Here is an 18982-nt window from a genome sequence, read left to right on the forward strand (position 1 = left end):
CCAGGCTGAAGAAGGGGCGCCCGAGAGTCCGGTGTGAATCGTCCGACTGGATCGGGTCGATCGTGGTCGACCGAGGGGCGTGGGTGCCGCCCCTGGTGACCCTCAGGCGTCGGCGAAGACCTCCGGAACCGCGTCCTCGCCGTCCTGGTACCAGGACAGGAGGGCGTCGACGTAGTCGGTGACGTGGCGGTAGTAGGTGAAGACGGCTTGGCCGGCGTCGTCGCCCTCGGCCTCCTTGGCCAGGGCCCACACGTACCAGCACCAGCCGGCGAAGACCACGTAGGACCAGAAGTGGCGGCGCTCGCGGGCGGTGGGGGTGCGGTCGAAGTAGTAGCCGATCGCCTCGTCGGCACGGTCGATGCGCATCTGCGTGCACACCACCAGGGTGCCGAAGTCGCTGGCGACGTCGGACATGCCGGCGTACTCCCAGTCGATGAGGTCGATGCGGCCGTCGGCGGCCACCAGGAAGTTCGGTGGGAAGAAGTCGTTGTGGCTGGGCACCCGCTCGAAGCCGTCGGCGTCGGCGGCGACCTTGAGACGCATCACCTTGGTCCGCAGCTCGACGTAGTCGGGGACGTCGATGGGGTGGTGGCGCTCAACCAGCTGCTCGTAGCGCAGGGCCTCCTGGATGTAGTCGAAGTCCCGCTCGAGCGCCTTGCCGGAGGTGTGCAGGCTGCGGGCCATGCGCATCGCCTGCCTGAGCTCGTCGACGTTGGCGGTGTCGAGGTTGCGGGCACCGGGGACGAACCGGGAGATCTTCCAGCCCCTGACGTCGTCGTCGGCCACGAAGGTCGTGTCCAGGCCGAGCTCACGGGCCAGGCGCAGCCCGGCGGCCTCGGCGTGACGGTCGACGATCTCCTCGGTGCCGACGCCGGGGTGACGGTAGACGTACTCCTCTCCACCGACGGTGAAGTGGCACGACAGATTCGTCAGCCCCTGCTTGAGGGGGTAGAAGCCCGAGATGTCCGACTTGCGGCAGCCCAGGGCCTCGGAGATGTGGTCGAAGACCTCGGAGTCCACGTTCTCGATGAACTTGGGATCGAAGGAGCGGATCTCGTCGACCGAGTCGAACTCGTTGATCATGCCCTCGGGGTAGCGGCGCATGACCATGTCGAGCTCCTTGACATGCTCGATGTAGATCGCCTCCCACAGCTTGGGCGCCGTCTCGGGCAGGTGGTAGACCGCCTCCAGGATGCGCCGGAAGGCGGTGGAGAAGGCCCGGTCGAAGTAGACGTGACCCAGCATGATCCAGGCGTCGGCGCCCCCGACCTCAATGTCCGTGATCCGCTCGCCCGGTCCCGTGGTGATGCACCACTCCTCGGTGGGGCCCGCCACGTACTGGGCCGAGTAGTAGGCCTTGTAGACGTGCGACTCGAAGGGGTTGTCCGTGAAGTAGTCGTCGGAGGAGCAGATGAAGGTGTTGGCCAGGATGTCGCGCACCAGCCACAGGGAGCCGTTGTTGTTGCGTGAGACGTAGTCGTCGTTGACGACGATCCTCACGCCGAACTGCTCGGCCAGGTAGAAGAAGTACTCCTTCTTGTAGCCGACGACGATCGTCACGTCCGTGATGCCGGCCTCGTGCAGCTGGCGGATCTGTCGCTCGACCAGGACCTCGTCGCGTACGCGCAGCATGCCCTTGGGGCGCTCGTAGGAGATCGGGGCGAAGCGCTGGGACAGTCCGGCCGCCATGATGACGGCGTTGTCCACCCGGTAGGGCTCCAGGGCGGCCCGGCCCGCCTCGGTCAGGTGGCGCTCTCGAATGTAACCGGCCGCCTCGCACTCGCGGACGGCGGCGTTGACGCGCCCCAGGGACATGCCCGTGGACTCCTGGACCTGACGTTGGGTCAGGGCGTCGTCGGCCCGCAGGAGGGCGTAGAGCACGTCGAACTGCGACTGCGACAGGGTGCCTGTCATCGGGTCCACCATCCGTTCAGTGAAGCGGTAGAAGTCATCTTGTTCGAAGATAACAGATTGAGGGGTCGAACTGAACTGTCGAGATCGGTCCGCGTTCGTGCGGGGACCGTGCGGAGATGGTGGCGGATGCGCCGTGGGTGGACGGCGTCGGTGCCTGCCGTCCACCCACGGGAGGGAGAGCCGTAGGCGTTGGGGCTCGCCGGCTCAGGCCTGTCGGTGCTCCAGCAGGCCCAGGAGGTAGGCGCCGTAGCCGGACTTGACCAGGGGCTCGGCGCGCCGGCGCAGGCCGTCGTCGTCGATGAAGCCCATGCGCCAGGCGACCTCCTCAGGGGCTCCGATGTTGAGGCCCTGGCGGTGCTGGACGGTGCGGATGAAGCTGGTGGCGTCGGCCAGTGAGTCGAAGGTGCCGGTGTCCAGCCAGGCGGTGCCGCGGGGGAGGACCTCGACGGTGAGCCGGCCGGCCTCCAGGTAGGTGCGGTTGACGTCGGTGATCTCGTACTCGCCCCGGGCGGAGGGCTCGAGGTTCCTGGCGATCTCGACGACGTCGTTGTCGTAGAAGTACAGGCCGGGCACGGCGTAGGTGGAGCGGGGGTGGGCCGGCTTCTCCTCTATGGAGATGGCCTTGAAGCTCTCGTCGAACTCGACGACGCCGTAGGCCGTGGGGTCGGCGACCTGGTAGGCGTAGACGACGCCGCCGTCGGGGCTGGTGTGACGGCGCAGCTGGGTGCCCATGCCGGGGCCGTAGAAGATGTTGTCCCCCAGGACCAGGGCGGCGCTCTCCTCGCCGATGAAGTCGGCGCCCAGGACGAAGGCCTGGGCCAGGCCGTTGGGCTCCTGCTGGACGGTGTAGGACAGGTTGACGCCGAGCTGGGAGCCGTCACCCAGGAGGCGGTGGAAGGAGGGGGCGTCGTGGGGGGTGGTGATGACCAGGACGTCCTGGATCCCGGCGAGCATGAGGGTGCTCAGCGGGTAGTAGATCATCGGCTTGTCGTAGACGGGCACCAGCTGCTTGGAGGTCCCCAGGGTGATCGGGTTGAGTCGCGTGCCGGAGCCTCCGGCCAGAATGATTCCTCGCATGCTCCAAGCATGACCTATTCGGGCATCGAATGACGCCAGGATCGGATGATTCGGGGGTGCATGTTCGTGGTGCGCGGCACGTTCGGCTCGTGCGCTGTCGTCTCCGAGGTGCTGAGGCTGTGACGCCGATAGACTCCCCGATGTCCGGGTCGCCGGCGCGGCGATGCCGACACTGATGACGACGTACATAGGAGGAGCCATCCATGGGGCAGATCGAGTTGGGCAAGCCGCTCGCCGTCGAGACGACGCCGATTCCGGGATTCTTGCGCATTGACCTGACCGTCCACGGCGACAACCGCGGCTGGTTCAAGGAGAACTGGCAGAGGGAGAAGATGCTGGCCCTGGGACTGCCCGACTTCGGGCCGGTCCAGAACAACATCTCCTTCAACAATGAGGTCGGCGTGACTCGCGGCATCCACGCCGAGCCCTGGGACAAGTTCGTCTCGGTGGCCACCGGCCGGGTCTTCGGCGCCTGGGTGGACCTGCGCGAGGGACCCTCCTTCGGGACCGTCTACACCTGCGAGATCGACCCGTCGGTGGCCGTGTTCGTCCCCCGGGGGGTGGGCAACGCCTACCAGACGCTGGAGCCCAACACCGCCTACACCTACCTCGTCAACGACCACTGGTCGGCCGACGCCCAGTACACCTTCCTCAACCTGGCCGATGAGACGGCGAGCGTCCCCTGGCCGATCGCGCTGAGCGAGGCGATCCTGTCCGACAAGGACAGGGCTCACCCGAGACTGGCCGACGTCACACCCTTCCCGGCCCCCGAGGCTGACGGCTGACGGCTGGGAGAAGTCTGAACGCAGGTGCGGCGGCGCCGCGAGTCCTCCGAGGCTCGCGGCGCCGCCGCCGTTAGTCGCCGGGCGTCGCAGCAGTCGACCGCCCTCACAGGATGTTCATGTTCTGAGTGTTTTTCAGGGAAAACACTCAGTAGTGAAAACTTTGATGAATAAAAGGATCACATCACGAGGTTGTGTGAGTGTTGGGGTGGATAAGTGACCCCAATTGATGGAATACTCCCGGCTATCCGGCCTGGAATCCGGTTTCATCAAGGCTTCTTCCGGAGTTTGATCAGGTTCCGGTCCGGTGTGTGGCGGCTCTCTGCGCCCTCCCCGACGCCGCCTCGGCGCCGACCGTTTCGGTCGGCTGCTTCCCTTCGGCCGGAAAGAGACTCCACCATGGACATTGCCCCGCCGCGTTGGAGCGCGACCTCAGCGGCTCGTGCCCTCATCGCCCTGTGGTCGGTGGTGACGGTGGTAGGGGCGCTCCTCGACTCAGCCCTCCAGCCGGAGCTGCACATCGACTTCCTCGTCTACCGTGCCGGTGCGCAGCATCTTCTTGACGGCCAGCCCCTCTACGCCGGCCCCCTCGACACCGGGGTTCCCGGCTTCCTCATGCACTTCACCTACCCGCCCTTCGGGGCGGCCCTGCTCTGCGGAGCCGCCATCAGCAGTCCGGCCCTGGCGGCCGCCGTTCACACCGCGGCCTCCCTGGTGGCGTTGTTCGTCCTCTCCAGGATCGTCGTCGCTCGCTGCGGCGGTGGTGCGTGGACCGCCCTGGCGGCCGCCAACGCCCTGGCGCTGCTCATGCCCGTGGTCTCGCACCTGACCTGGGGGCAGGTCGGTCTGTTCCTCATCGCCCTGCTGGCCGCCGACTGGCTCCCTCCTCGGACCGCCTGGCCGCGCGGCCTGCTCACCGGTATCGCCATCGCCATCAAGCTCACCCCCGCCGTCTTCCTGCTGCTGCCTCTCCTCAGGAGGGACCGACGGGCGCTGCTCGTCTCGCTGGCCAGCGCCGCCGTCTGCACCGGCATCGGGTTCCTCATCGCGCCCAGGGAGTCGCTGACCTTCTGGGGCTCGGCCATGTGGGACTCCACCCGGGTGGCCTCCAGCTGGTGGGACACGGAGAACCAGTCGCTGCGCGGGCTGCTCTCCCGCGTGCTGCCGGGTCCCCTCTCATCGGTCGTCTGGCTGGTGCTGGCCGTTGTCGTCGTCATCATCATCGCCGGGCAGGCCGCCCGCCTGACCCGCCGCGGAGACGATCTGCTCGCCTTCGGCGTCGTCGGCCTCATCGCCCCGATCGTCTCGCCCGTGGCCTGGGTGCACCACTGGGTCTTCGCCCTGCCCCTCATCATGACCCTCGTGTGGCGGGCCGTGCTCGGACTCTCCTCCGACGCGCGCAGGCCGGGGTGGGAGACGGAGTGCCTGGCGGCGGTGGGCAGCGTCGTCGTCATGCTCATCGCCCCGACTCACTTCCCCGACCAACTCGTGCGCTACGACTCGCCCCAGTGGAGCCCCCTCGCGGTCCTGGCCTCCGGCGCCTATGTCTACTGGGCGGCCGCCACGATGGTGATCGTGGCCCGCCTGGGCGCAGGCGCTCATCGGATCGACAGTGGCCGCTCCAGGGCGGGCGAGGATCAGCCCCCTTCCGGTGACGACCGTTCGGCGCAATCAGAACCACGTCCTCTTCCCGGCCCCGGAAGGTCGTCCGTCGGTCATTCGGCCGCCGCTATCGCCCGGCGCGCCTGGGCCCCGCTGCGCGAAGGCTGCCTGCGTTGGGTCTCATGGGGGAGAACTGCCCGAATGCCGCCGTCGCAGGCGCGATCGGGCCCGGGTGCCGGTACGGTGAGGCGCTATGAGACGACTTGAGCCCGCGCGCCAGCGGTATGCCTGGGGGTCGACCGCGGCGATCCCAGCCCTTCTGGGCGTGCCCGACGACGGCGCTCCCTGGGCCGAGGCCTGGTACGGCTCCCACCCGGCCGGGCCGGCTCGGGTGGCCCAGGGGGATGCCCTGTCCGACCTCATCGAGGCCGAGCCGGAGCGTCTCCTGGGGGAGGACATCATCTGGCGCTTCGGGCGCCGCCTGCCCTTCCTGCTCAAGCTCATCGCCCCAGAGCAGCCCCTGTCCCTCCAGGTTCACCCCAGCCAGGCTCAGGCGGCCGAGGGGTACGCCCTGGAGGACGAGGCGGGTATCGCCCTGGACCACCCCTCCCGCAACTACAAGGACACCAATCACAAGCCGGAGATGGTCCTGGCCCTCACCCGGTTCCAGGCCGTCGCCGGCTTCCGGGCCCCGCGGCGCGCCGTCGAGGTCCTCTCCGGCCTGGACAGCCCGTTGGCCCGGCGGATGCGCCGCACCCTGCGACTCAACCCGACCCGCTACGGCATCCGGCAGGTCTTCTCCGACGTCGTCTCGGCCGCCACCCGCCCGAGTCCGGAGGAGATCGACGAGCTCGTCACCGAGATCAGGTCCCGCTTCGAGGCGGGAACGTCCCCCTCGCTGCGCGTGGACTCCAACGTTCTGAAGATGGCGGGCACCTTCCCCGGAGACCCCGGTATCGCCGCCGCGCTCCTGCTCAACCCCGTCACCCTCCAGCCCGGGGAGGCGCTGTTCGTACCCGCGGGCAGCGTTCACGCCTACATCTCCGGCCTCGGGGTCGAGGTCATGGCCTCCTCGGACAACGTGCTGCGCGCCGGCCTGACGGCCAAGCACATCGACGTCCCCGAGATGCTGGCCTGCGTCGACTACGTGGCGGCGCCCCCGGTGCGGCCCGCCCCCGAGTACCTCTCACGGGCCACTCGTGCTTACTACGCGCCGGTGGACGACTTCGAGCTCATGGTCACCACCGTGGTGGCGGCCGACGGCCGCCTGCCGGTCCCTGGGCGGGGGCCGCGCATCCTCCTGGCCGTCGAGGGCGCCATGACCCTGGTGACCCAGGCCGACTCGCAGACCCTGGCCCAGGGCGAGGCCGTGTTCGTCGGCGCCGACGAGCGCAGCCTGTCCGTCGAGGGGGAGGGAGCCCTCATTCAGGCCGACGTCCCCTGACAGTGGTGCTCGGTGCTCCAGTGGCGCTCAGTCGGTCTGCGCCCCGGCGACTCCCTCGGTGATCCCCTCCTGGCGGATCGCGGCCGCGGCGACGTCGTCGCCCGCCTCGGGGGTGAGGACCACCGCCGTGCGCCCGGTGCGCCAGGCGACCAGCACCTCCTCAAGCGCTTGAGCAGTCCCTGGGCGGCGCACCAGGACGGCCCGTGAGTCCGTCGGGTCCCGATCTCCTGCGGCTGCGGCAGCGGCCTCGACCCGGGAGACCAGTTCGGCGCGCGTCAGCGTGATGGGCCGTGATCCTCGCGGTGCACCGCCGTGTGCACCGCCGTGAGCACCGCCCGCGGTGAGGCCGGCGTTGAGGTCAGTGGTGAGATCGATGAGGCAGGGCAGGTCGGCGTCGGCACTGACCGGTGTGAAGCGGTCGGGATAGGACATGAGGTCCGCGGCGCCGTCGAGCACCAGGGCGGGCAGCTCGCCCGGCCAGCGCAGCGCCAGGGAGGCGGTGGGGACCAGCACCTGCACCTCCGCCTCGTCGCACAGGTCCTCCGGTGTGAAGGCCACGCTCAGCTCGGGGGTCAGGCCTGCGGCATCGATCTCCTCTCCACTGCCCAGAAGCACGGTCCGTCCCGCCAGCCACGCCCCGCAGGCCCAGGCCACCGTGCGCCAGTGCGGAGGGAGTCCCACATGAACTCCGTCACCCGGTGCGGACTCAGCTGTGATCAATCCCGCAATCTTGGCTGACCACATGGACAGGACGTGTCCGGTCAACTCGACTCGCTCGTCGGTTCTATAACAATTCAGCCACGGTCTGTCGGCGTCGTGAGGGCCGGGAAGCAGTGAAAGCAGCGAGTCGTGCATGGTTCAGATTGAAGCAGATCTACTGACGTTCAGGAATCTCCCTGGCTACGCCCAGCCGGTTGGGTCAATATGGAATCGTGCGTCAGGGCCCCTGAAGTTCTCTGGAAAACCGTGCATTTTGCTGCTGTCAGGCAGGGCGCGGATGCCTCCCAGGGGATTTGTAGGAAGTCAACATATGGTGACGACCAGATGGGGGCATTCCTTGAGATATCAAGGAATGGTGTCGATGGTCACGAGAGTGTCAACTTTCTCTGGCCGGCTTGACTGGCCTTGTCTCACACGCATGTAATTCTTACTGGCAAGAAGCTCGGATCGAAGGGAGGCCGGCATGTGGAACATCCTCGGCGACGGCCCACTGAAGCAGCCGGAGGAGCCTGACGCAGAGGTGCTCTCGCTCCTCTTCGGCGGTGGCGACGACGTCGATGAAGGACCCCTGGCATGGCAGGAGCGCGCGCTGTGCGCTCAGACGGACCCAGAGGCGTTCTTCCCCGAGAAGGGTGGTTCCACACGCGAGGCCAAGCGAGTCTGCGCGACTTGCGAGGTTCGTGAGGAGTGCCTCGAGTACGCCCTCGCCAACGACGAGCGCTTCGGTATCTGGGGCGGCATGTCGGAGCGCGAACGGCGCAAGCTCAAGCGTCGCGCAGTATGACCCGCACCGGCTCCACGCAGGGAGCCAGTCGGGTAGGAGCCCTGGCCGTCGTCGTGTCGGCCGGGGCGAGCCCGTTTCTGGCGCAGACACTGACCGCGATCGCCTCCCAGACCTGCGCGCCCGACGTCGTCCTCGTCGTCGATGTCGCCTCGCGCGCCAACGGCCTGGGGGACGGGACACCGATCGAGGAGCTCGTTGAGAGCTCGGGGCTCGATGCCGTCACCGCGGTGCGCGTCGTGAGAGTCAAGGAGGCCAAGAGCTTCGGGGACGCAGTATCCCGGGGGCTGGCCGCCTACGCCGAGCTCGTCGCCGCCGGCAACCGGCGCCGACGCAGCGCAGGGGCTGGTGACGGCGCGGATGACTCGGACGCCGACGCCGCCTCAAGTGGGTCACGCACCTCCGTGCGCGACCTCCTGCTGACCGGTTCCGGTCCCATCACCGGCCCCACCGGCGCGCTCTCGCCGATCACCTCCTATGAGCAGCAGCTCGTGGCCCCAACCGAGGCCGCCCCGGAGGCCTCGGAGCACCAGGTGTGGTTCTGGCTCCTCCATGACGACTCCGCGCCCGCCCCGGACTGCCTTGAGCAGCTGCTCACCGCTGCGACCAACGCGCGCTCCGTGGGGATCGTGGGCCCCAAGCAGGTGGGCTGGGACAACCCGGAGCTGCTTCTTGAGGTCGGGCTGCGCGCCACGGCCTCGGCCCGGCGCGCCAACGACATCGTCCCCGGCGAGGTCGACCAGGGCCAGCACGACGACCGCAGCGACGTTCTGGCCGTGGGAACGGCGGGCGCCCTCATCGACCGCGCCGTGTGGGAGGAGATCGGCGGCATCGCCCCGTGGCTCGGCCCCTTCGGCGACGGTCTGGAGCTCTCCCGCGCCGCGCGTCTGGCCGGATACCGGGTCGTCGTCGAGCCCACCGCCGTCATCCGCCACCGCCGGGCCTCCTACCAGGGACTGCGCCGGCCCGCCCACGTCTCCCACTCCTCGCGCCCCGAGGCCCGCACCGACGCCGAGGCCATCGAGGTCCGGCTCCCCGCGCCCGACCCGGAACGATCCTTCCGCGCCCGCCGCAGCGCCCAGCTCACCAACTGGGCGGCCTTCTCGTCGCGGCCGATCGGCCTGCTGCTGACCTGGTTCGTCATCCTCGGGGCGATGCGAGCCGTGTGGCGGCTGGCGTCCAAGGCGCCGGCGCTCGCCCGCGACGAGCTCGGCGCGGCTCTGGCCGTGGCCGGTCGTGGTCGACGGGTCAAGGCGGCCAGACGTCGGCTCGCCCGGCACACCAAGGTGCCCGCCTCCGCGCTGGGGCGCCTCTACGCGACCCCGGCGGAGATCCGGGGCGTGCGCCGTGACCGAACCCGCCAGGAGCGCGAGCGGCGTGCCCGCGCGGCCGCCCCCAGCGAGCTCGAGCTGCGTGAGCTCGCCGCCCTGGCCCGCAGCCGACGTCGGACCCTGAGCGCCCTCATGGTGCTGGTGACGGCACTGAGCACCTACGGACTGTCCCGACTGCTGCTCACCCGCTCGGTCAGTGGTGGGGCACTGCCTCTGTTCAGCGGCGGCTGGCGGCAGCTGTGGGACACCGCCTGGGCCACCTGGATCTCCACCGCGGACGGCTACCCCGGCGGCGTCACCCCGCTGCTGGCCATCCTTGCCGGTCCGGCGGCACTGGGGAGGCTCATCGGACTGGGGACGGGCTCTCTCGTCGGCGGTCTGGTGGTCCTGGCCGTGCCGCTCGCCGCCCTGGGGGCCTGGTTCGCCGCCGGCACCATGACCCGGAAGGTGGCCCTGCGGGCCTGGGCCGCGCTCGTGTGGGCCCTGGCGCCCAGCCTCCTGCTCGCTCTGGGGCAGGGGCGTCTCGGAGCGCTCCTGGTTCACCTCGTCCTTCCCTGGGGGCTGCTGGCCCTGGCCCGTGCGGTGGGTGCTGACCGGCGGGACCTCGTCCTGTCCGGACTCGTGGGGGCCCACCTGCTCACTGATGATGAGCGGGACGAGCTCGACCGCTTCTCCAGCGAGAGAGTCACCGACCTCGCCCACCTCGACGAGGAGGCGCAGGCCCAGGCGAGCACCGAGGACGGTGCCGAGGACAGTGCTGAGGGCACTGCCGGCGATGAGACCGAGGACAGCGCCGGCGAACGTGAGAACGACGAGATGGTCGACGGGGCCGAGGAGCCGGAGTCGAGCTCCGATGAGCAGGCGCGCCTGCGCGACGAGGCCTCGGCCAGTACGGACAACATGGACGCGGGCTCGGGCGTCACGAGCGTCAAGGCCTCCGCCGGCGTCGAGGACGAGACCGGCCGTGACCGGGGCGAGGACGAGGAGGAGGCCAGCCGGGCGGCATCGGCCCTGGCGACGGCCCGCGAGGTTCTCGAGTCCCTCAACGCCCCCGACCCGGCCGCTCCCGAGACCCAGGTCGACCTGCCCCAGACCGAGAAGTACGGCTACGGCTCGGCCACGGCGGCGGCCGTCGCCGGCCTGCTGCTGAGCATCGTCGTCGCGGCCGTTCCGGCCACCGCGGCCGTGCTGACCATTATCATCCTGCTGCTGTCCGTCACAACGCGACGCGGGTTCAAGCTCGTTCTCACCCTGGTTCCCATGGTGGTCACCGCCGCCCCGGCCTGGTGGAGCGCCTGGCGGCTGGGGGAGAGGGACGGCTGGGCCGAGGGCGTCCGCCTGCTGCTGACCGACATCGGTCTGCCCGTCTCCGTGCCGACGCCGAGCAGCCTCGACCTGCTGGCCGGATCGCCGGTGGCCATGGACGCCGTCGTCCCCTCCGGCGCCCTGGGCGTCATGGTCCGGATGCTGCTTCTGCTCGTCCCGGTCCTCGGCGTTGTCGGCCTGTTCATCTCCCGGCGCGTCCGGGTGGCCCGCACCGGTGTCCTTCTGGCCCTGGGCGGCCTGGTCCTGGCGGGGATCTCGGTGCGCACGCCCACCGGTCTGGGGGGTGACGTCACCGGAGCCGGTATGACGCCTGTCAACGGGTGGGCCGGGGCCGGAGTATCCCTGGCACTGAGCGGCTTCCTCGCCGCTGCGCTGCCTGCCGGTGAGGCCATCTGGGGCATGATCGGACGGCGCGCCGGCGACGGTCGCAGGGCGCTGGCGCGCAGGAGCCGGAAGGACGCCGAGGCCGTGTCGTCCGCTGCGTCCGAGGCGCCTGGTGGCCGGCGGTGGCTGAGCACCGCCTTCGTGGTCGCCGCATGCCTCGTCCTGCTCGCCCCGGTGATGGTCGGCGCCATCTGGTCCCACCAGGCCCACCGCGGCAGCAACCCGCAGGTCATGGCGCTGCACCCCACCACTCAGCAGGTCCCCCTCATCGCCGAGCAGTTCCAGAGCTCGGGGACGGCCGGCAGGGTCCTCGAGCTCACCTCCACCTCGGAGGGGCTTCAGGCCACCATCTGGCGCGGGCCCGGCACCCAGGTCAGCGACGTCCTTCCCGGGGCGGTCAACGCAGAGGCGCGCAGCCGGGCCGCGGGCGCCCTGGCCGACCCCCGTCTCAGGCCCACCGGCGCCACTCAGGACGGCGGGAGCAGCACGGCCTCCTCCGGTGTGGTCCTGGAGGATCCGGCCGACGCCGAGCTCGCCCAGATCGTCACCCGTGCCACTGCCGGACAGGACAAGGAGGTCGCCGACGCCCTGGCGGCCCACGGCATCGCCGTCGTCCTGCTCGCGGACAAGGAAGGTGACGCCGTCACCGCCGAGGCTCGTGTGGGCCTGACCTCCACGCCCGGCCTGGAGCAGCTCGCCCAGACCGCCTCGGGCAACTCCTGGCGCGTCACGTCCTCGGCGCACCCCGACTCGGCCCGCCTGAGCCTCATCGACGCGGGCGGAGAGGCCGCCCCGGTCGCCTCCACCGGCACCGGTTCGGGGACCCGCACCCGGATCCCCTCCGGCTCGGAGGGCCGCACCCTTGTCATGGTGGAGCGGGCCGACGCCGGCTGGAACGCCACCCTCGATGGTCGGCGTCTCGAGCCCACCTCGGTCCCCGCCCGGGACGGCGGCTGGAAGCAGAGCTTCGCCGTCGGCGCTCAGGGCGGCGAGCTGGTCATCACCCACACCCGCCGGTCCACCGCCGCCGTGACCTACACGATCTGGACCGTCTGGGCCCTGACCCTGGTGGCGGCGCTGCCCCTGCGACGCGGAAAGGAAATGGCCTCATGACTCAGCCCCGCGATGACGATGCCGCCGGCCGGCAGGACGAGCAGGACCAGCACAGGCAGCAGGACCAGAACGAGCCACGACCTGCGGAGCGCGAGGTAGCGAGCCTGGAGCCGGGGCAGGCCGCTGACGAGGTGGCCACGGAGGAGGCCGACGGGCAGCCCCGTCCCGGATCCGGGGCCGAGCGCGTCGAGGCCGCGGCCGACAGCGCCTCGAGTCAGGATGAGGAGAGCGACGGCAGCCGGGACTCCGGCCCGGACGGTGGCACCGCCGAGCCGGACTCGGCTGAGACCGGAGACTCCGACTCCGACGCCTCGGGCGGCCCGGAGCCGGGCACCTCCTCCAGGAGGCGCCGCGCGGACTCCAGACGGCGCCGGCGCACCGTGGGTCAGTCGATCGCTCGCGGCGTCGGCATTCTGACCTCGATCGTCCTCGCCGGCGCCGTCGGAGGAGTCACCTGGTGGGGGCACGCCGCCCCGACCACCCCGACTCCGCAGCTGGAGGCCCTGAGCCTGGCCGAGCCCGGAGCCGCCACCACCTACGTGTGTCCCCACGCCCCCACCAACACGCTGCGGGGCACCGACGTCGGCGCGATGGAGTCGACCACCACCATCATTCCCGCCGACGGGGCCGAGACGATCCAGTCCGCCACCTATGCCGGCCAAACCATCCCCACCGACGCCACCACCTCCCTGAGCACCGCCGACGGCGGCATCCTCACCTTCGCCCCCATCGACGGCCAGGTCGCCAACGCCGTCGGCTCGGTGACCACCCTGACCCAGAGCGGCGACCTGCGGGGGCTCACCACCGCCCCCTGCGCCCAGCCGACGGCCATGTCCTGGATCGTGGGCGGCTCCATCGCGGCCGGCTCGTCCGCCGAGCTGCGCCTGACCAACCCCGGCGCCACCCCGGCGACCGCGAAAGTGAACCTCTACGGCTCGATCGGACGCCTCCCTCTGCCCAGCAACGGCGAGGTGACCGTCCCCGCGGGCGGCTCCTCCTCGCTGACCCTGGAGACGAAGGGGAGCCAGGACCCGCGCATCGCCGTGTCCGTCGAGGCCGACGGCGGGTCCGTGGTGCCCACCCTCGTCACCGAGTCCCTTGACGGCGAGACTCCCGCGGGCACCGACGTCATCACTCCGGGAGCGGCCCCGGCCACCGACCTCGTGGTCCCCGGGGTGGAGATCGTCGAGCCCGCCTCACAGGGAGAGGTCCCCGACGCCACGACCGGTGCGGACTCCTCCGACACCCCGGCCGTGCGCATCGTCAACCCCGGGCAGTCCCGGGCGACCGTGTCGGTGACCATGCTCGGCAAGGACGGGCCCCGTCCGCTGGCCGGGGCGCAGTCGGTGGCCATCGACGCCGGTTCCGTCTTCGACATCTCGCTGGCCGGCGTGCCCGCGGGCACCTACGGCGTTCAGGTCACCTCGAGCGCGCCGGTGGGAGCCGCCGTGCGCATGGTGCGAAGCGGCGGCGAGTACCCCGAGCGCTCCCAGGCACTCGTCCATGACCAGGCCTGGGCGCAGGCCGCTCTGCCGGGTGCCGCCGACTCCGGTCTGCTGGCCGTGCCACGTGCGGCCTCCCTGACCTCCGCGGTCACCGTGGCCAATAGTGGCCCCGCCACCTCCGTCACCGTCTCCTCCATCGACGGCTCATGGAGCCAGGACGTCGCCGTCGCCAAGGGCAGCGCCGTCGTCGTCGAGGTGCCGGCCGAGGTCGCCGCCGTCCGTCTGAGCGCGGCCGGACGGGAGAGCTCCACGGGCCAGTCGCGCACGTCCAGCGGACTGGCCGCCTCCACGATCGTGACGGCGCAGGCCGGGGGAGACCTGGCCGGGACACTCATCTCCACGGTGCCCGCCCAGCCCGACGCCGCCGCTCAGGCCCAGCGCCGCATCCTGCTGGGCTGACTGCTTCGCACCGAGCCGGGCATTCTTCGCGGAGCCCAACAGGAATTCCGCCCGGCCACGCGAAAGATGTCCGGGTCGAGGAGGACGGGGCCGTCTCACCGGCTCGAGTCCGGGTCGATCTCCTCGGGGCGGCGTCCCAGCATGAGGGCAACCTGCTCGACGACGACGCGGCGCACCAGGTCGGTCAGGTCCGCCTCATCCGTGGCACGGGAGGCCACCGGCCGCCGGTAGATGACGACCCTCGCAGGCAGCCCCGCGTGCGGCTCCGCGGTGAAACCACGCCCCAGCACCACCGAGCGCTCCCAGGGCGCCGGGTCCGAGGGCGGGACCTCCTCGACGGCGAACTGGATCTGGTCCACGGACGGCCAACGCCGGGCCAGGTCCTGGGCCGAGTCCACGACGAGCTCGTCGAAGCGCTCCGCCCGGGTCCGCCAGGCCGGCAGGTTCGGTGGTAGGAGCGGACCGCGCAGGCCCCGGCCGTGACGATCACGACGCCTGGCCGGGCGCCGCGCCGGCGCAGCGGCGGATCGCGGCGGAATCTGCCCGGGCGAGAAGGGGAACAGGTCGGTCACACCCGCCAGCCTAGGCGCCGTCTGGATGACCGTCGGGCAGCGGCACGGTAACCTGCGGGCGTGAGAAGAGTCCGACACTGCCGCAAGCCCGGCTGCGAGCGCCCCGCCGTGGCCACCCTGACTTCCGTCTACGCGGACTCCACCATCGTGCTGGGGCCACTGGCCACCGAGGCCCAGCCCGAGGCCTACGATCTGTGCGAGAAGCACGTCTCCTCCTTCACCGCGCCCCGTGGCTGGCAGATCATCCGACTGGCCACCGAGTTCGAGCCGGCGCCTCCCAGCGAGGACGACCTCCTGGCCCTGGCCGACGCCGTTCGCGAGGCCTCCCGCGCCCCGCGCCCCGTCGCCTCGCCGGCCGAGCACCGGCCCCGACCCGGTGGGATCATGCCGGCCTCCCTCACCGCCCCGCTGCCGCCTCCGCCGGAGGTCGCCGAGGACGAGATCCTGCGGCGCGGCCACCTGCGGGTCCTGCGCGGGCAGAAGGACGACGCATGAACCATGACTCGCACGACGCCGGGCTCCAGGCGCAGCAGTCGACGCTCTCCCCGGCGCTGCGATCCTCCCTGCGTTGTCCGCTCAGCGGGCAGGAGCTCATCGACGGCATCGACGACGCCGGCCAACCGGCGCTCATCTCCCCGAGTGCGGGTCTGGCCTACCCGGTGCGCGACGGCGTCCCGATCCTCCTGGTCCACGAGGCGCTGCGCGCTCCTGGGCCCAGTCCTGAACCGCAGGCCTGAGCAAGGCGGTCCGCAGGTCCTTTCCGGACGCTCCGTTCCAGGTCGGACGGGGCCCGCTCAGCGCCGTCGGGCCTGCCTGCCGACCTCGTAGGGCGGGCGCGCCATGTCCTGAAGCACCTCCTGCTCCAGGTGGCGGTCGCGACTCTCCAGCACCAGCTCGCGATTACGGCGCTCGCTGAGCACCGCGGCGAGGAACCGTTCGGGGTGCGTACCCGGGGGAGGCGGGGGAGAGACGTATCCCTGGACCTGGGCGGCCAGCTCCATTCCCAGACGAGAACGGGATCCGGGAGTCAGGACCGAGGCTCGCTGCAGGAAGGTCCGGGCCGTCAGGCTCAGCCGACCGGGCAGAGCGCGCAGGTCCGTACCCGCCGCCCAGCCGGCCAGCTCAGGGGGCATGAGCAGGGGCGGAACCTCGGCGGAGCGGTGCCGGTCACGCACCACGTAGGTGCCGGCCAGCATGTCCCCGAACCGCTTGCCCCGTTTGGAGACGACGCTGGAGCACAGGGCCGGCAATGCCCAGGTCGACCAGATCTCGACGAAGGCGAGCAGCGTCCGCACCAGGCAGTGGCGCAGCCTGACGGTGCCACCGTCATCGCGCACCACTCGGGTGCCGGTCACCATGCGCCCCAGGCTCCGCCCCCCGCTGAGGAGCTCGATGAGCAGTGGGATGACAACCGCCCAGGCGAGGGCGACCAGGGCGAGGACCGCATTCATGAAAGCGGCGTTCTCACCCAGGGCCGCCTCAGGGTCTGCGCCGATGATCAGGAACCGCACCGCGGACATGGACAGGAACCCGCCCAGCAGGTAGGCGGAGTAGTCGATGAGCCCCGACATGATGCGGTTGACGACCGTCGCCGGGACGACTTCCAGGGCGACGGCCTCCCCGGTGACCAGGAGCTCGCGCTCGATCATCCGCTCGGAGGATGTGGACGAATCGGTCACCATGACAAACTCCTTGCGTGGATCTTGATGCCTTCGCTGCAGCGCACCGTGATCAGTGGGAACGCCTCGACGTGCTCGTGGGGCGTCGCCACCTCAGCGGTGCTGAGACCGACGAGCTCGTGTCCCTCTACCGCACCTGTGCCCGCCATCTGTCGCGGGTGCGTTCGGCGGCGCCGGATCCTCAGTTGATCGCCGAGCTCTCCTCCCGGGTGGCGACGGCCCGCGGCCGCCTGACCGGGACCCGGGAGGTGCGCGCCCACTCGATGCGCCGGTTCATGTTTCAGGCAGTGCCTGCGGCCCTCTACCGGATCCGCTGGTGGACCTGCGGCGTCATGGTCGCCGAGATCGCCCTGGCGCTGGTGGTGGGGGTGTGGACCCTGCACAGCCCGGAGGCCATGGCCTCCCTGGGGAGTCCCGAAAGGCTGGACGAGTACGCCCACGAGGCCTTCGAGTCCTACTACTCCACCTACTCCGCCCCCGACTTCGCCGCCCAGGTGTGGACCAACAACGCTCGGATCGCGGCTATCTGCGTGGCCAGCGGAATCACCGGAGTCCTGCCGCTCTACATGCTCTACGCCAACGCCGTCAATCTGGGACAGGCCGGGGCGGTCATGGTCGACCACGGCATGCTCAGGGTGTTCCTCTCCCTCATCTCGCCTCACGGGCTGCTGGAGCTGACGTGCATCTTCGTTGCGGGCGCCGCCGGCCTCAAGCTGTTCTGGACCATGCTGGTCCCCGGCCCCCGCAGCCGCTTCACGGCCCTGGCCACGGAGGGGCGAGCCCTCATCACGGTGGCCGTGGGCCTGACCGCCGCCCTGGCCGTGGCCGGCCTCATCGAGGCCTTCGTGACCCCGGCCCCCATTGCCTGGCCGGTCAAGATCACCATCGGAGCCGGGGCACTGGGGCTGTTGTGGGCGTACACGCTCATCCTGGGACGCTCCGCTGTCGCCGCAGGAGCCACGGGGGACCTGGAGGAGAACGAGGCCGGCTACGTCCAGCCCGAGGCCGGCTGAGCACGGCGCCACAGGGTGCCTGAGCATCACAGTCGCCCCGCCGCCTTGAGGTCCAGGTAGCAGTCGGCCAGAGCCGGGGCGAGCCCCTGGTCGGGGGCCTCGACGACCTCCACCCCGCCGCGGCGAAGACGACGGCGCACGGCGTCGACCTCCACCACGTCCTTCTCCGCCGAGGCGGCCACGTACACGGAGTCGGCGTCATCGCGTCCGGTCCGCAGCTCCTCCAGCTCGGGATCCAGCGCCGAGGCGAGAACGACCGTGTGGTCATGGGCCAGAGCAGCCAGCGTGCGGATCATCGCCGCGTCCCCGCCGCTGCCGTCCAGGGCGGAGATGACCACCACCAGGGCCCGCTGCGAGAGCACCGTGCGTACCCGGGAGGCCAGGAGCGTCCAGTCGAGCTCGGTCAGACGCGGCTCCACATCCGTCAGCTGGTCGGCCAGTGCCGTCATGAGCACCGGTCCGGTGCTGCCCCTCACCTGGGCGCGGACGGCGTCGTCCAGGGCCAGGACGTCAACCCGGTCGCCGGCGCGAGAGGCCAGGGCGGCCAGCAGCAGGGTCGCCTCGATCTGGGCATCGAGCCGAGGAGCGTCCCCCAGGCGGGCCGCCGACAGCCGGCCCGAGTCGATGATGATGAGGACGCGCCGGTCTCGCTCCGGGCGCCAGGTTCGCACCAGGACCTCGCCCCGGCGGGCGGTGGAGCGCCAGTCGATGGAGCGCACGTCATCCCCGACGACGTACTCGCGCAGGGAGTCGAACTCGGTTCCCTCGCCGCGCACCATGACGGCGCTGCGTCCATCCATCTCCCGCAGCCGGGCCAGGCGCGAGTGCAGGTGGCGCCGGGAGCGGAAGGCAGGCAGGACCCGGACGGTGGCCGGAACCGCCAGGGAGGCCTGCCGCCCCGCGATACCCAGGGGCCCGGTGACCCTGACGGTCAGTGGTCCCGCCTCACGATCCCCTCGGCGTTGGGGCGTGAGCACTGTGGAATGACGACGGCGCTGGGTCGGGGGGATGGTCATCCTTCCGCGCTCGTGGGTCGCTCCCGCGCTGGGGGGCCAGGCGTCACGCAGCAGGAGCCGGATCGTGCGCCGACCGGTGTTGGTGAGCGTCAGCGTCGAGGTGATCGACTCGCCCAGCCGCACCCCGTGGTCCACGGCTCGCGAGGCCCGCAGCAGACGGGGCGAGGGCGCGTAGATGATGTCGATCACGACGAGGACCAGGACGACACCGGCCCAGGCCAGCACGGTTGCCGGGCGAGGCGCGATGAGGACCAGGGCGATCCCCGGAAGCAGCGCCCACACGGCGCGCATCGTCAGGAACATGCCACTCCTGTCGTGAGTCGG

15 protein-coding genes are annotated in these 18982 nt (G+C 70.8%); 9 read left to right on the forward strand and 6 right to left on the reverse strand.

What is annotated here, in order from left to right; genetic code table 11:
* Nucleotides 1-102 precede the first annotated feature (102 nt).
* Both HCR68_RS00710 and rfbA read right to left on the reverse strand, forming a co-directional pair.
* Nucleotides 103-1914 carry a phosphotransferase gene (locus HCR68_RS00710; protein ID WP_243858832.1) on the reverse strand — a complete coding sequence of 604 codons (1812 nt, stop codon included), beginning with the start codon at nucleotides 1912-1914 and terminating at the stop codon, nucleotides 103-105.
* A gap of 204 nt (nucleotides 1915-2118) precedes the next feature.
* Nucleotides 2119-2991 (reverse strand): glucose-1-phosphate thymidylyltransferase RfbA, encoded by an 873-nt coding sequence (rfbA, locus tag HCR68_RS00715; RefSeq protein ID WP_126414076.1) that lies wholly within the window; start codon nucleotides 2989-2991, stop codon nucleotides 2119-2121.
* Between the two features lie 203 nt (nucleotides 2992-3194).
* On the opposite strand from rfbA, the gene rfbC reads away from it, so the two are divergent.
* From rfbC to manA, 3 genes are all read left to right on the forward strand, one after another.
* Nucleotides 3195-3776 carry a dTDP-4-dehydrorhamnose 3,5-epimerase gene (gene rfbC / locus HCR68_RS00720; RefSeq protein ID WP_167145239.1) on the forward strand — a complete coding sequence of 194 codons (582 nt, stop codon included), beginning with the start codon at nucleotides 3195-3197 and terminating at the stop codon, nucleotides 3774-3776.
* A 396-nt stretch (nucleotides 3777-4172) separates the two neighbouring features.
* Nucleotides 4173-5642 (forward strand): glycosyltransferase 87 family protein, encoded by a 1470-nt coding sequence (locus HCR68_RS00725; protein WP_167145241.1) that lies wholly within the window; start codon nucleotides 4173-4175, stop codon nucleotides 5640-5642.
* Nucleotides 5629-6819, forward strand: a complete 1191-nt coding sequence (gene manA / locus HCR68_RS00730) for a mannose-6-phosphate isomerase, class I (protein WP_167145243.1) — start codon at nucleotides 5629-5631, stop codon at nucleotides 6817-6819. The genes HCR68_RS00725 and manA overlap by 14 nt, the downstream gene beginning before the upstream one ends.
* 27 nt (nucleotides 6820-6846) lie before the next feature.
* Here the strand turns inward: manA and HCR68_RS00735 are convergent, their stop codons facing one another.
* Nucleotides 6847-7674, reverse strand: a complete 828-nt coding sequence (locus tag HCR68_RS00735) for a TIGR03089 family protein (RefSeq protein ID WP_167145245.1) — start codon at nucleotides 7672-7674, stop codon at nucleotides 6847-6849.
* Between the two features lie 328 nt (nucleotides 7675-8002).
* Here HCR68_RS00735 and HCR68_RS00740 point away from each other — a divergent pair, with 328 nt between their 5' ends.
* Genes HCR68_RS00740 through HCR68_RS14415 form a run of 3 tightly spaced genes read left to right on the forward strand, consistent with a single transcriptional unit; the run spans nucleotide 8003 to nucleotide 14378 of the window.
* Nucleotides 8003-8323, forward strand: coding sequence for a WhiB family transcriptional regulator (locus HCR68_RS00740; protein ID WP_003779817.1), 321 nt, complete (start codon nucleotides 8003-8005; stop codon nucleotides 8321-8323).
* A complete protein-coding gene (locus HCR68_RS00745; RefSeq protein WP_167145247.1) occupies nucleotides 8320-12474 on the forward strand; it encodes a glycosyltransferase in 4155 nt (1384 codons plus the stop codon). The genes HCR68_RS00740 and HCR68_RS00745 overlap by 4 nt, the downstream gene beginning before the upstream one ends.
* A complete protein-coding gene (locus HCR68_RS14415; protein ID WP_167145249.1) occupies nucleotides 12471-14378 on the forward strand; it encodes a DUF5719 family protein in 1908 nt (635 codons plus the stop codon). Before HCR68_RS00745 ends, HCR68_RS14415 begins: the two co-directional genes overlap by 4 nt.
* Before the next feature lie 95 nt (nucleotides 14379-14473).
* On the opposite strand, the gene HCR68_RS14055 is transcribed toward HCR68_RS14415, so the two are convergent.
* On the reverse strand, nucleotides 14474-14950 hold the full coding sequence (locus HCR68_RS14055; RefSeq protein WP_243858833.1) for a metallopeptidase family protein: 477 nt from the start codon (nucleotides 14948-14950) through the stop codon (nucleotides 14474-14476).
* Nucleotides 14951-15010: 60 nt separating this feature from the next.
* Here HCR68_RS14055 and HCR68_RS00760 point away from each other — a divergent pair, with 60 nt between their 5' ends.
* Both HCR68_RS00760 and HCR68_RS00765 read left to right on the forward strand, forming a co-directional pair.
* Entirely contained in the window at nucleotides 15011-15445 is a 435-nt protein-coding gene (locus tag HCR68_RS00760) for a DUF3499 domain-containing protein (RefSeq protein WP_034513320.1), read from the forward strand.
* Nucleotides 15442-15687, forward strand: a complete 246-nt coding sequence (locus HCR68_RS00765) for a Trm112 family protein (RefSeq protein ID WP_167145251.1) — start codon at nucleotides 15442-15444, stop codon at nucleotides 15685-15687. The genes HCR68_RS00760 and HCR68_RS00765 overlap by 4 nt, the downstream gene beginning before the upstream one ends.
* Nucleotides 15688-15744: 57 nt before the next feature.
* Here HCR68_RS00765 and HCR68_RS00770 read toward each other — a convergent pair whose 3' ends face one another.
* Nucleotides 15745-16632, reverse strand: a complete 888-nt coding sequence (locus HCR68_RS00770) for an RDD family protein (RefSeq protein WP_167145253.1) — start codon at nucleotides 16630-16632, stop codon at nucleotides 15745-15747.
* 14 nt (nucleotides 16633-16646) lie between these two features.
* On the opposite strand from HCR68_RS00770, the gene HCR68_RS00775 reads away from it, so the two are divergent.
* Nucleotides 16647-17642 carry a stage II sporulation protein M gene (locus tag HCR68_RS00775; RefSeq protein ID WP_167145255.1) on the forward strand — a complete coding sequence of 332 codons (996 nt, stop codon included), beginning with the start codon at nucleotides 16647-16649 and terminating at the stop codon, nucleotides 17640-17642.
* A gap of 26 nt (nucleotides 17643-17668) precedes the next feature.
* On the opposite strand, the gene HCR68_RS00780 is transcribed toward HCR68_RS00775, so the two are convergent.
* Nucleotides 17669-18961: a DUF58 domain-containing protein gene (locus tag HCR68_RS00780; protein ID WP_167145257.1), complete on the reverse strand. Its 1293-nt coding sequence runs from the start codon at nucleotides 18959-18961 to the stop codon at nucleotides 17669-17671.
* Nucleotides 18962-18982: the final 21 nt, after the last annotated feature.

The sequence above is a fragment of the Actinomyces sp. ZJ308 genome (assembly GCF_011752065.1).
Lineage (GTDB): Bacteria > Actinomycetota > Actinomycetes > Actinomycetales > Actinomycetaceae > Actinomyces.

Bases quoted from the DNA above. Each gene is read 5' to 3' on its own strand.
- HCR68_RS00710 (WP_243858832.1), bottom strand. From the start codon at position 1,914: ATGACAGGCACCCTGTCGCAGTCGCAGTTCGACGTGCTCTACGCCCTC.
- rfbA (WP_126414076.1), bottom strand. From the start codon at position 2,991: ATGCGAGGAATCATTCTGGCCGGAGGCTCCGGCACGCGACTCAACCCG.
- rfbC (WP_167145239.1), top strand. From the start codon at position 3,195: ATGGGGCAGATCGAGTTGGGCAAGCCGCTCGCCGTCGAGACGACGCCG.
- HCR68_RS00725 (WP_167145241.1), top strand. From the start codon at position 4,173: ATGGACATTGCCCCGCCGCGTTGGAGCGCGACCTCAGCGGCTCGTGCC.
- manA (WP_167145243.1), top strand. From the start codon at position 5,629: ATGAGACGACTTGAGCCCGCGCGCCAGCGGTATGCCTGGGGGTCGACC.
- HCR68_RS00735 (WP_167145245.1), bottom strand. From the start codon at position 7,674: ATGCACGACTCGCTGCTTTCACTGCTTCCCGGCCCTCACGACGCCGAC.
- HCR68_RS00740 (WP_003779817.1), top strand. From the start codon at position 8,003: ATGTGGAACATCCTCGGCGACGGCCCACTGAAGCAGCCGGAGGAGCCT.
- HCR68_RS00745 (WP_167145247.1), top strand. From the start codon at position 8,320: ATGACCCGCACCGGCTCCACGCAGGGAGCCAGTCGGGTAGGAGCCCTG.
- HCR68_RS14415 (WP_167145249.1), top strand. From the start codon at position 12,471: ATGACTCAGCCCCGCGATGACGATGCCGCCGGCCGGCAGGACGAGCAG.
- HCR68_RS00765 (WP_167145251.1), top strand. From the start codon at position 15,442: ATGAACCATGACTCGCACGACGCCGGGCTCCAGGCGCAGCAGTCGACG.
- HCR68_RS00770 (WP_167145253.1), bottom strand. From the start codon at position 16,632: ATGGTGACCGATTCGTCCACATCCTCCGAGCGGATGATCGAGCGCGAG.
- HCR68_RS00780 (WP_167145257.1), bottom strand. From the start codon at position 18,961: ATGTTCCTGACGATGCGCGCCGTGTGGGCGCTGCTTCCGGGGATCGCC.